Annotated in this window: 8 protein-coding genes; 5 read left to right on the top strand and 3 right to left on the bottom strand. The window is 75.4% G+C overall.

The window, feature by feature from the left end; genetic code table 11:
* The first annotated feature begins 65 nt into the window (after window positions 1–65).
* Entirely contained in the window at window positions 66–2678 is a 2613-nt protein-coding gene (gene glgP, locus JZ5iCDA_RS02810; protein ID WP_069385764.1) for an alpha-glucan family phosphorylase, read from the top strand.
* A gap of 212 nt (window positions 2679–2890) precedes the next feature.
* Complete coding sequence (locus JZ5iCDA_RS18715) at window positions 2891–3913, top strand: hypothetical protein (protein WP_069385744.1); 1023 nt, start codon at window positions 2891–2893, stop codon at window positions 3911–3913.
* 33 nt (window positions 3914–3946) lie between these two features.
* Here the strand turns inward: JZ5iCDA_RS18715 and JZ5iCDA_RS02800 are convergent, their stop codons facing one another.
* The 3 genes from JZ5iCDA_RS02800 to glgX form a co-directional block, all read right to left on the bottom strand.
* Complete coding sequence (locus JZ5iCDA_RS02800; RefSeq protein ID WP_083259594.1) at window positions 3947–5134, bottom strand: hypothetical protein; 1188 nt, start codon at window positions 5132–5134, stop codon at window positions 3947–3949.
* Window positions 5135–5246: 112 nt separating this feature from the next.
* A complete protein-coding gene (locus JZ5iCDA_RS02795; protein ID WP_069385743.1) occupies window positions 5247–6983 on the bottom strand; it encodes an FAD-binding dehydrogenase in 1737 nt (578 codons plus the stop codon).
* A gap of 58 nt (window positions 6984–7041) precedes the next feature.
* Window positions 7042–9321 (bottom strand): glycogen debranching protein GlgX, encoded by a 2280-nt coding sequence (glgX, locus tag JZ5iCDA_RS02790; protein WP_069385762.1) that lies wholly within the window; start codon window positions 9319–9321, stop codon window positions 7042–7044.
* Window positions 9322–9540: 219 nt separating this feature from the next.
* On the opposite strand from glgX, the gene JZ5iCDA_RS02785 reads away from it, so the two are divergent.
* From JZ5iCDA_RS02785 to JZ5iCDA_RS02775, 3 genes are all read left to right on the top strand, one after another.
* Complete coding sequence (locus JZ5iCDA_RS02785) at window positions 9541–10356, top strand: electron transfer flavoprotein subunit beta/FixA family protein (RefSeq protein WP_069385742.1); 816 nt, start codon at window positions 9541–9543, stop codon at window positions 10354–10356.
* Window positions 10357–10374: 18 nt separating this feature from the next.
* Window positions 10375–11412, top strand: a complete 1038-nt coding sequence (locus JZ5iCDA_RS02780) for an electron transfer flavoprotein subunit alpha/FixB family protein (RefSeq protein WP_069385761.1) — start codon at window positions 10375–10377, stop codon at window positions 11410–11412.
* 174 nt (window positions 11413–11586) lie between these two features.
* Window positions 11587–11837, top strand: a 251-nt coding sequence (locus JZ5iCDA_RS02775; RefSeq protein WP_139122929.1) for a twin-arginine translocation signal domain-containing protein, incomplete at its 3' end; no start/stop codon positions are given.

Genomic DNA, 11837 nt, shown 5'->3' with positions numbered 1-11837 from the left:
AGGCGTTACACCGGTGTGGTGCTGCACGCGTGTGGTGCGGCGCGCGGCTGCGTACGCTCGTCCCCGTGAGAGCGATCCGACGTTTCACCGTCCGCACCCTCCTGCCGGCCGCGCTGCGCGACCTCGACGAGCTGGCCCACAACCTGCGCTGGTCGTGGCACGCGCCGACTCGCGACCTGTTCGCGGGGATCGACCCGGAGCTGTGGTCGGCGGTGCACCGGGACCCGGTCGCGCTGCTCGGCGCGCTGGGCCCGGACCGCCTCGCCGCGCTCGCCGCCGACGCCGCGTTCGTCGAGCGCGTGCGCGCCGCCGCGGACGACCTGCGCCACTACCTCCAGGACGACCTGTGGTACCAGCAGCGGGCGGCGCAGGGCGCCGACGGCGACGCCGCGCTCCCCGCGGCGATCGCGTACTTCTCCCCGGAGTTCGGCATCACGTCCGTGCTGCCGCAGTACTCCGGCGGTCTCGGCATCCTCGCGGGCGACCACCTCAAGAGCGCGAGCGACCTCGGCGTGCCGATCGTCGGCGTCGGGCTGCTGTACGGCGCCGGGTACTTCCGCCAGTCGCTCACGCGCGACGCCTGGCAGGTCGAGACCTACCCGCTGCTCGACCCGGACGGCCTGCCGCTGACGCTGCTGCGCGAGGACGACGGCACCCCGGCGCGCGTGTCGCTGGCCCTGCCGGGCGGCCGGGCGCTGCACGCGCACGTGTGGGTCGCCGCGGTCGGCCGCGTGCCGCTGCTCCTGCTCGACTCGAACGTGCCCGGCAACGACGAGGCCGCGCGCAAGGTCACCGACCGGCTCTACGGCGGGGGCGGCGAGCACCGCCTGCAGCAGGAGCTGCTGCTCGGCGTCGGCGGCGTGCGCGCGCTGCGCCTGTGGTCACGCCTCACCGGCGCCCCGGCGCCCGAGGTCTACCACACCAACGAGGGGCACGCCGGGTTCCTGGGCGTCGAGCGCATCCGCGAGCTCGTCGAGGGCGGCCTGACGTTCGACGAGGCGCTCGAGGCCGTGCGCGCCGCGACGGTGTTCACCACGCACACGCCCGTGCCCGCCGGCATCGACCGGTTCGGCCGGGACCTCGTCGCGCAGTACTTCGGCGGCGACATGGCCGTGGAGGGCCTGCCCGAGGAGCGCGTGCTCGCGCTCGGCGCCGAGGACTACGACGGCGGCGACCCCACGGTGTTCAACATGGCCGTCATGGGCCTGCGGCTCGGCGGCCGGGCGAACGGCGTCTCGCTGCTGCACGGCGAGGTGTCGCGCGGCATGTTCGAGGGGCTGTGGCCGGGCTTCGACGCTCGCGAGGTGCCGATCACGTCCGTGACGAACGGCGTCCACTCGCCCACGTGGGTCGACCCGGCGTTCGCCGTCCTGCAGTCCGAGCGGCTCGGGCTCGACGAGCTCACGGCCGACGGCGCGTCGTCGGGCTGGTTGCGCACCGAGGGCTCCGGCGACGGCCCGGCGGTGAGCGACGCCGAGCTCTGGGCGCTGCGCCGCGAGATGCGCGGACGTCTCGTCGACGAGGCGCGCCGCCGCCTGCGCCGGTCGTGGCGCGAGCGCGGGGCGAGCCCCGCCGAGCTCGGCTGGATCGACGAGGTGCTCTCGCCCGACGTGCTCACCATCGGGTTCGCGCGCCGCGTGCCCACGTACAAGCGCCTCACGCTCATGCTGCGCGATCCCCAGCGGCTCAAGGCGCTGCTGCTGCACCCGGAGCGCCCCGTCCAGCTCGTCGTCGCGGGCAAGTCGCACCCAGCCGACGACCAGGGCAAGCGGCTCATCCAGCAGCTCGTGCGCTTCACCGACGACCCCGAGGTGCGCCACCGCATCGTCTTCCTGCCGAACTACGACATCGGCATGGCGCAGTCCCTCTACCCGGGCTGCGACGTCTGGCTCAACAACCCGCTGCGCCCGCTCGAGGCGTCTGGCACGTCGGGCATGAAGTCCGCGCTCAACGGCGGCCTCAACCTGTCGATCCTCGACGGGTGGTGGGACGAGTGGTTCGACGGCGAGAACGGCTGGGCCATCCCCACCGCCGACGGTGTCGACGACCCCGACCGGCGCGACGACCTCGAGGCCGCCGCGCTCTACGAGCTCGTCGAGCACCAGGTCGCGCCCCGGTTCTACGACCGCACCGACGACGGCGTGCCCGGCCGCTGGCTTGCGATGGTCCGGCACACGCTCGCGACCCTCGGGCCCAAGGTGCAGGCGACGCGCATGGTCGCCGAGTACGTGACGCGGCTCTACGCGCCGGCGGCCGCGGCCGGGCGCGCGCTCGCCGCCGACGGTCTCGAGCCCGCCCGCGAGCTCGCGCGCTGGAAGCGGACGGTGCGCGACGGCTGGTCGCGCGTGCGCGTCGACCACGTCGACTCCAGCGGCATCGGCGAGGTCCCGCAGGTCGGCGACCGGCTCACCGTGCGCGCGTACGTGTCGCTCGGGGAGCTCAGCCCCGACGACGTCGAGGTGCAGGTCGTGCACGGGCGCGTCACCGAGGCCGACGTCATCGAGGAGTTCACGACGCAGCCGCTCGCCCTCGCCGAGACGTACGAGGCCGGCCGCCACGCGTTCGCGGGCGACGTCGTGCTCGAGGCCTCCGGCCCGTTCGGCTACACGGTGCGGATCGTGCCCAAGCACGCCGGCCTGCCCAGCGCGGCCGAGCTCGGCCTCGTCGCCAACGCCTGAGGTTCCACCGCGGGGCGCCCGTCCGCCGCGAGATAGAACCCGCGGTCGCGAGATAGAAGCCCTGGAGCTCTATCTGGCGACCGCGAGTTCTACGTCGCGACGCAGCGCGCTGACTCCGGGTCGGCGTCGGGCCCTCCGGCGCCGTCGCGGGTTGTCCACAGGATCGCGCCCGGTCCTGGCCGAGGCACCGGTGCTCCGGGACGCTGAGCCGCATGAGCACAGACGAGCGCACGGTCCGGACGGGGGGTCAGCAGTCCCGTCGGTCCGTCGAGCGCACCGGCGACGTGCCGGCCTCCACATGGCTGCCGTCGGTCACCCGGTTCTCACCGGAGCGACGCGCGGAGATCGCGGCCGCCCTGCGCAGCGGCGACCTGGTCCGTGCCCGGCAAGGGGTCTACGTGCGCCCCCCGGACCGGGCCTCGTCCCCGGCCGGACGGCGCCGGGAAGCCGTCGTCGCGAGCGCCGTCGCGCTCGCGGAACGGCTGACCACGGCTTTCTGGTTCAGTCACTCGACCGCTGCCGTCCTGCACGGTCTCTGGACGTGGCGGCTCGCCGACGAGGTGCACGTCACCCAGCTCGGCAACCCGTCGGTGCGCCGCCGGGCCGATCCGGGCGTCAGGCGGCACTGGACGGCGTTGGCGGACGAGGACCGCGACAAGGTCGGCGGTCTGCCGGTCACGTCGCTCGAACGGACGATCGTCGACTGCGCACGCTCTCTGCCGCCGGTGGGCGGGATCGTCGTCGCGGACTCCGGTCTGCGGGCCGGGGCGGACGTCGAGCGGCTCGGGATTGTCCTCGAGGCGGCCGCCGGTGGTCGTGGGGTACGGCGAGCGCGCCAGGTGCTGGCGGAGGCCGACGGTCGCTCCGAGTCGCCGGGCGAGAGCGTGGTGCGGTGGATCGCCGTCGAGGCCGGCCTTCCTCGTCCGGAGCCGAACGTCACCGTGCCGACCTGGCGTGGCGCGTTCCGGCTCGACCTCGCATGGACGGCTCACCGTGTCGCGGCGGAGTTCGACGGCGCGGTCAAGTACTCGGGCGGGGAGTACGGCGACCCGCAGCGTCGCCTCCTCGCGGAGAAGGCCCGTCACGACGCGCTCGTGGAGGCCGGGTGGCTGGTCCTGCGCGTGACGTGGGACGACCTCGCCGATCCGGACGTCGTCGTACGCAGGATCCGGTCCGCGTTGGCCACCGCCTCGCGGCGGAGGGCTTCCGAGATAGAACCAGCGGTCGCGAGGTAGAACGCCGCGTGCTCTACCTCGCGACGGGAGGTTCTATCTCGCGGGGGCGGGAGTGGCGGCGGGGGTGGTCGGGGCCGCGTCGAGGAGGTCGAGGTAGCGCGCGCGGGTGCGCAGGACGTCGCGCAGCTGGGTGCCGATGCCCTCGACGAACTCCTCGCGGTAGACCGCGTCGACCTGGACCGAGATGGCGTAGTAGAGCCCGGTGAACGTCGCGATCGCGACGGACACGCGCAGGAGCGTCTGCGTGACGACGAGCTCGGCCCCCTCGACGCCGGGGCCGCCGGCGAGGGCGAACGTGCGCTCCCAGGTGCCGCCCTCGACGTCCCACAGCGCCATGACCTCGGGCGTGACCGTCAGTGTGCCGAGCGCCATGAAGAACACGCCCATCCCGGCGCTCACCACGAGCACCTGGAGCAGCTGGCTCGTGGCGATCATCGCAGCGAGGTTGCCCGCCTGCGGGCGTGTGAGCCGGGCTGCGCGGTCGCTGCCCGGCACGTCGGCGGCGGCGTCCGCGAGCGCCTCGCGCGCCTCGCCGGGCACGCGCAGCGCGACGAACAGGACGATCAGCAGGAGGAAGAACGCGCCGAGCGCGAGGTCGGCAACGCCGTGGGTGCGGTCGAAGACCTGCCAGACCTCGGCGTTGTAGAACAGCACGAGCGAGAACACGAGCAGCAGCGGCAGCAGGCGCACGAGCCGCAGGAGCGAGGCGCCGAGCTCGTCGGCGACGCGCGCGAGGCCCCACCACAGCGACGACAGCACGCCGTACCCGACGACGACGCGCACGACCCCGAGCAGCACGAGGTTGCCGACGACGGTGAGCAGCGCCTCGTCCCACCGCCCGCCGAACACGAGGGGCGGCAGCGCGGGCGCGAGGACGAAGAACGCGAGCTCGGGCAGGCCGACGGACTGCGGGAGCGTGGACCAGCGCCGGCCCCGCAGCACGTTGAGCCCCGCGTACGCGGCGCCGACGAGGACCGCGCCGCCGAGCAGGGCGAGCACGTTGGCCCACGCGGGCCAGGTCGTGCGGACGGCGCCGGACAGCTCGGCGAGCAGCACGACGAGAAGGAACGGCGCGGACCGGCCGAACACGTCGCGGTCCAGCGAGTGCCCCTCGACGAGGAGCGGCAGGCCGTTGCGGCGGAAGAACCGCTCGCACGCCGCGGCGTCGAGCGGGGCGGCCTCGGGCGCGCGGGCCGGGGACGCGTCGTCGGGCACGGTCATGGCCGGGACCCTACCGGCGAACGCGAGGTAGAGGGTTCTCGTCGAGGTAGAGGGAGATCTCCCTCTACCTCGCGGGAAACCCTCTATCTCGCGATCGCCCCGGCCGGTACGGTCAGGCGAGCTCGGCCGCGAGCGCGCGCCCGGCAACGCGGCCGGAGAACAGGCACCCGCCGAGGAACGTGCCCTCGAGCGCGCGGTGGCCGTGCACGCCGCCGCCGCCGAAGCCCGCCGCCTCGCCGGCGGCCCAGAGGCCGGGCAGGACGGCGCCGTCGGCGCGCAGCACGCGCCCGGACGTGTCGGTCCACAGGCCGCCGAGCGTCTTGCGGGTGAGGACCGAGAGCCGGACGGCGAGCAGCGGCCCGTCCTTCGGCGTCGTGAGGGGCCGGGGCGGGGAGACGCGGATGAGCCGGTCGACGCGGTAGCGGCGCGCCATCGCGGTGGCGACGACCTGCGGGTCCTTGCCGAGCCCGGTGCGCACCTGCTCGTCGCGCAGCCGGATCACGCGCGCGAGCGCGTCCGGGTCGACGTGGCCGCGCGACCCGGGGGTCGCCTCGGTGAGGGCGTTCATCCCGGCGGCGAGCTCGGCGGGCGTGTCGGCCCACACGAACTCGGGCGACTGCTCGGCGAAGCGCGCGACCGGTCCGACGGCGCGCGGCAGCACGCGCTGGGCGAGGAGCCGCACGTCCTTGCCGGTGAGGTCGGGGTTCTGCTCGGAGCCGGACAGCGCGAACTCCGTCTCCATGATCGCCTTGTTGAGCACGAACCAGGAGTGGTCGTCGCCGCGCTCGGTGACGTGCCGCATCGCGCCGAGCGCGTCGAAACCGGGGAACAGCGGCGCGGGCAGCCGGTTGCCGTCGGCGTCGAGCCACAGCGAGCTCGGCCCGGGCAGGATGCGGATGCCGTGGTTCGTCCACACAGGGGAGTGGTTGGCGATGCCCTCGGGGTAGTGCCACATGCGGTCCTCGTGGACGAGGGCGGCGCCGGCGTCGGCCGCGGCGGTGAGCAGGAGGCCGTCGGTCGAGTCGGGCACGCCGGACAGCATGCGCGCCGGGAGCCGCCCGGCGGAGCCGGGCCAGCGGGACGCGACGAGCTCGTGGTTGGCCCCGATCCCGCCCGACGTCACGACGACCGCGCCCGCGGCGATCTCGACCTCGCCGACGACGTCCCGCGAGGAGGGCGCGCCGCGCTCGGCGTCCGACGGCGCGAGCACCTCGGCGCGCACGCCCGTCACCGCGCCGTCGGTCACGACGAGCGACGTGACGCGGTGCCGGAACCGCACGTCGAGCATCCCCTCGGCGCGCGCGTCCAGCGCCGCGCGCACGAACGGCTCGAGCACCGCGGGGCCGGTGCCCCACGTGACGTGGAACCGCGGGACCGAGTTGCCGTGCGCGCCCACCTGACCGTCGGTCCCGGGCTGCACCGGGTAGCCGCCGCGCTCGGCCCACTGCACGAGCGGGAACCAGCGCACGCCCTTGGCGTGCAGCCACGGGCGCATCTCGCCGGCGGCGAAGTCGACGAAGGCGCGCGCCCACGCGTACCCGTGGCGGTCGGGGCCCTCGCCGCGGTCCGCGCCGGGGGCGAACTGCGCCGAGCCGAGCCAGTCGTCGAGCGCGAGCTCGGCGGAGTCGCGCACGCCCATGCGGCGCTGCTCGGGCGAGTCGACGAGGAACAGGCCGCCGAAGGACCACCACGCCTGGCCGCCGAGGCTCGCCGCCGGCTCCTGGTCGAGCAGGACGACGCGGCGCCCCGCCGCGGTGAGCTCGGTCGCGGCGACGAGCCCGGCCAGGCCCGCCCCGACGACGACGACCTCCGCAGGACCGGTCACCTCGCTGTGATCGGAGTCACTCATGCGCGAAGACTAGGGCACACCCGCCCGGGAGCGGGAGGGCGCGGCGGGCGAGCGGCCGCTACGTCGCCGCGACGGGGGAGACGTCGGGGGAGATGACGGGGGAGACGGGCGAGACGTAGACCCGCAGGTTCAGCGGCTCGAGCACGACGACGTCGCCCGGCCGGGCGTGGCCGTCGACGTCGAGGCCCGCGCGGTCGCCCGGGTGCTCCCACGCCGAGTCCCACGCGAGCGACCACCGCTCGGGCGCGCCGCCCGCGGCGGTGCGCACGCCCGGCAGCGTGACCTCGACGGGGTCGAGCCCGCCGGCGAGCACCACGAGCACGTCGCTCTCGCCCGGACCGGGCGTCGTGCGCAGCATCTGCAGCGTGCGCACCCGGGCGTCGTGCCACGTCGCGTGGTCGACGGGCGCACCGGCGGCGTCGAACCACGCGAGGTCCGGCACGCCGTCCGGCGCACCCGGCCGGGGCCGCCCGGTGAAGAAGGTGTCCGGGCGCAGGGCGGCGTGCTCTCGGCGCAGGGCGAGCAGGTGCTGGGCGGTCGCGAGCAGGTCCTTGCGCCACGGCGACAGGTCCCACGAGACCCACGACGTCTCGTCGTCGGCCACGTACGCGTTGTTGTTGCCGCGCTGCGTGCGTCCCATCTCGTCGCCCGCGGTGATCATGGGCGTCCCGGCGGCCAGCAGCAGGGTCGCGAGGACGTTGCGGATCGAGCGGCGGCGCAGCGGGGCGATCTCCACGCCGGGCTCCACGCCGGGCTCCACGCCGGGCTGCGCGAGGCCGTCCGGGGCCACGGCACCCGCGGCACCGACCGGCCCCTCGAGCCCGTGGTTCCACGACCGGTTGTTGTCCGTACCGTCCCGGTTCCCCTCGCCGTTGGCGAGGTTGTGCTTGTGGTCGTAGGCGACGAGGTCGGCGAGCGTGAAGCCGTCGTGGGCAGTCACGTAGCTCACCGACGCGACCGGTCCGCGCAGGAGCGGCGGGTCGCTGTGCCCGAAGACGTCCGCGGACCCGGCGAGGCGGGTCGCGAGGTCCCGCACGCCGTGGCCGGTCCGCCCGTGCGAGGCCTCGCGCGCGTCGGCGAGCCAGAACTGGCGCACCGCGTCGCGGAAGCGGTCGTTCCACTCGGCGAGCGGCGGGGGGAACTGTCCCGTGCGCCACCCGCCGGGCCCCACGTCCCACGGCTCGGCGACGAGCTTGAGCCCGCACAGCACCGGGTCGGTCTGCAGCGCGACGAGGAACGGGTGGTGCGCGTCGAACCCGCCGGCGCCGCGCGCGAGCGTCACGGCGAGGTCGAACCGGAACCCGTCGACGCCCACCACCTGCGCCCAGTACCGCAGCGAGTCCAGCGCCGCGCGGATGACGGCCGGGCGGCGGAAGTCCAGCGTGTTGCCCGTCCCGGTGACGTCCGCGAGCCGGGCGGGCGTCCCGCCGTCGTGCAGGTAGTACAGCGGGTTGTCGAGGCCCCGCCACGACAGGTGGAAGCCGTCCGCGCCGCCCTCGCAGGTGTGGTTGTACACCACGTCGAGCAGCACCTCGATCCCCGCCTCGTGCAGCAGGTGCACCATCCCGCGCACCTCGTCGAGCACGGCCTCTGGGCCCGCCTCCTGCGCGGCGCGGGTCGCGTACGCGGCGTGCGGCGCGAAGAACCCCAGCGTGGAGTAGCCCCAGTAGTTGGTGCGCCCGCTCGCGAGCAGGTGCGGCTCGGGCACGTTGGCGTGGATCGGCAGGAGCTCGAGCGTCGTGACGCCGAGCGCTCGCAGGTGCGCGATCGTCACGGGGTGTGCGAGGCCCGCGTACGTGCCCCGCAGGTGCTCGGGCAGCGCCTCGAGGCGCTGCGTGAGGCCGCGCACGTGCGCCTCGTAGACGACCGTCCTCGACCACGGGACGCGCGGGCGCGGCGCGAGCGGGCCGCCCGGCTCCGGCACCACGACGGAGTGCGGCACGAACGGCAGCGAGTCGCGCCCGTCGGCGGGCCCGTACGGGTCCGCCCCGGCGTGGCCGCGGATCGCCGGGTCGTCGACGAGCTCGCCCACGAGTCCGCGCGCGTACGGGTCGACGAGCAGCTTGGCCGGGTTGTGCCGCAGCCCGGCGGCCGGGTCCCACGGACCGTGGACGCGGAACCCGTACCGCTGTCCGGCGCGCACGCCCGGCACGTGCGCGGTCCACACGCCGTACGCGGGGCCCGTCAGCGCGACGCGGCGCTCGCGGAAGCGCTCCGGCCCGTCGCCCTCGACGCCGTCGACGGTGTCCACGAGGCACAGCTCGACGGCGCTCGCGTGCGTCGCGAGCACCGCGACGTCGACACCGTCGCCGGCGAGGTGGACCCCGAGCCGCGGCAGGGGCGCGTGCCGGTCGACGCGGAGGCCGTCGGGGTCCGCGGAGCGGTCCGGTTCCGAGGGGACGGGCGAGACGTGCACCGTCCCATTGTGGCCGGACTCACCGACCCGGTCGCGCGGGCCCGCCGGTACGCTGCCCTGAGCAGGCCGGGAGCATGGCACCCGGTCCACCGCACGTCCGAGTACCCCGTCCACCGACCGCCAGCACAGGGAGCGAGCCCGATGCGGATCGTCGTCGCCGTCAAGTACGTCCCGGACATCCACGCCGACCGGGGCTTCGAGGGCGGGCGCGTCGTGCGCCGGCCCGACGAGGGGACGCTCAACGAGCTCGACGAGAACGCGGTCGAGGCGGCCCTGCGGCTCGTGGAGACGCTGCCGGACGACGAGCGCGCGGCGAGCGAGGTCGTCGTCGTGACGGTCGCCGGGCCCGACGCGGACGCTGCGGTGAAGAAGGCGTTCCAGCTCGGCGTCGACCGCGGCGTGCGCGTGAGCGACGACGCGATCGCCGGCTCCGACTACTTCGGCACCGCGCGCGTGCTCGCCGCCGCGGTGCGGCGCCTCGCCGAGGAGAGCCCCGTCGACCTCGTCGTCACGGGGATGGCGGCGCTCGACGGCCTCGGTTCCGTGGTGCCCGCGCTGCTGTCCGCCGAGCTCGGCCTGCCACAGCTCACGCTCGCGGGCCGGCTCGAGCTCACGGGAGAGCCCGGCGCCCGCGCCGCGCGCGTCACCCGCGAGCTCGACGGCGTCGAGGAGGTGCTCGAGGCGCCGCTGCCCGCGGTCGTCAGCGTGACCGACCACGCGAACGAGCCCCGCTTCCCGAACTTCAAGCTCATCATGGCCGCGCGCACCAAGCCGGTGGAGGCCTGGAGCCTCGCCGACGTGGGCGTCGACCCGGCGCAGGTGGGCGACGCGGGCGCGCGCACCCGCGTGCTCGACGCGTCGCCGCGGCCGCCGCGCCCCGAGGTCGAGATCGTCGTCGACAAGGGCGAGGGCGGGCGCGCGCTCGCCGAGTACCTCATCCGCAACGACCTGGTCTGAGAGGACGCGACCGTGACCGTGACCCCCGAGACGACCCCCGGAACGACCCCCGGGAGCGTCGGAAACCGCACCGTCCTCGTCCTGCTCGACACCCCCGCCACCGAGCTGCGCTCGCCCGCGCTCGAGCTCCTCACGCTCGCGCGCCGGGTCGGGCGCGTCGAGGCCGTGGCCCTCGAGGCGCCCAGCCTCGAGGTGCTCGCCCAGCTCGGCGCGTACGGCGTCGAGACGGTCCGCCAGGCCGAGCCGTCGGCCGACGGCCACGTCGTGACCGGTGACGCCCTGCACCTCACGCCCGTCGTCGCCGAGGCGCTCGCCGCCGCCGCGCGCACGACCGGCGCCGACGCCGTCCTGCTCACGTCGTCGTTCCCCACCAAGGAGGCCGCGGCGCGGCTCGCGTTCCTCACGGGCGCGGGTCTCGTGATCGACGCGTCCGACCTGCACGACGACGGCACGCACCTCGTCGCGGACAAGCGCGTCTTCGCGGGCTCGTGGGAGGTGCGCAGCGCCGTGACGACGGACCTCGCCGTCCTGACCGTGCGCGCGAACGCGGTCGCGCCGGAGCCGGCGCCCGAGGCGGTCGCGACGGAGGTCGTCGGGTTCGGCGTCGAGGTCACCGCCGCCGCGAGGGCGGCCCGGGTCGTGTCGCGCACCGCGCACGAGACGTCCGGCACCGGGCGCCCCGCGCTCGGCGAGGCGTCGATCGTCGTGACGGGCGGGCGCGGCACGAACGGCGACTTCGGTCCCGTCGTCGAGCTCGCCGACGCCCTCGGTGCCGCGGTCGGCGCGACGCGCGACGCGGTCTACGAGGGATGGCACGACCAGTTCGTCGGCCAGACGGGCGTGACCGTCGCGCCGCGCCTGTACATCGGCGCGGGCGTGTCCGGCGCCCCGCATCACCGGGGCGGCATGCAGGCGGCGCAGGTCGTCGTCGCGGTGAACAACGACCCGGAGTGCCCGCTGTTCGAGATCTCCGACTTCGCGGTCGTCGGCGACCTCGCCGAGGTGCTGCCCCAGGCCGCGCAGGCGATCCGCGAGCACAAGGCGTCCCAGGCGTAGCCCGCGGGCCCACCGCGAGCCCACCGCGAGAGCTCACCCGGAGCTCACCTGGAGCTCACCGCCAGATTTCACCCGGTGGTCGCCTGGCGGTGGGGTAGCCGTCATCGAGCGTTCCTAGCGTGCGGGGAGCTCCTCGGGCAGCGAGGAGTCCCCCCAGCTCCGTGGAGACGACCGATGACGACCACTCCCGCCCCCGAGCAGCGCACGCTGCTCTCCCTCACCCCGCACGCGCGCGGCAAGCGCAGCCCCGTGACGTGCCGCCTCAAGTGCGCCGACGCGTGCTCGCACGCCGTGCCGAACACGAGCGAGAACGAGTACTTCCGCGACGTCGCGGGCCGCGCGCTGTCGCGCCGCGCGATGCTCGGCGGGCTCGCCGTGGGTGCGGCCGCCGTCGTCGTCGGCGCGCAGACCGTCGCGGCGCCGCC

It is taken from the genome of Cellulosimicrobium cellulans, from assembly GCF_001722485.1.
Lineage (GTDB): Bacteria > Actinomycetota > Actinomycetes > Actinomycetales > Cellulomonadaceae > Cellulosimicrobium > Cellulosimicrobium cellulans_A.
This window is presented reverse-complemented; position numbering and strand designations above follow the sequence as displayed.

What these genes read in the sequence shown, in the direction of transcription:
- JZ5iCDA_RS18715 (WP_069385744.1), top strand. Translation starts at nt 2,891, where the DNA reads ATGAGCACAGACGAGCGCACGGTCCGGACGGGGGGTCAGCAGTCCCGT.
- JZ5iCDA_RS02800 (WP_083259594.1), bottom strand. Translation starts at nt 5,134, where the DNA reads ATGACCGTGCCCGACGACGCGTCCCCGGCCCGCGCGCCCGAGGCCGCC.
- JZ5iCDA_RS02795 (WP_069385743.1), bottom strand. Translation starts at nt 6,983, where the DNA reads ATGAGTGACTCCGATCACAGCGAGGTGACCGGTCCTGCGGAGGTCGTC.
- JZ5iCDA_RS02785 (WP_069385742.1), top strand. Translation starts at nt 9,541, where the DNA reads ATGCGGATCGTCGTCGCCGTCAAGTACGTCCCGGACATCCACGCCGAC.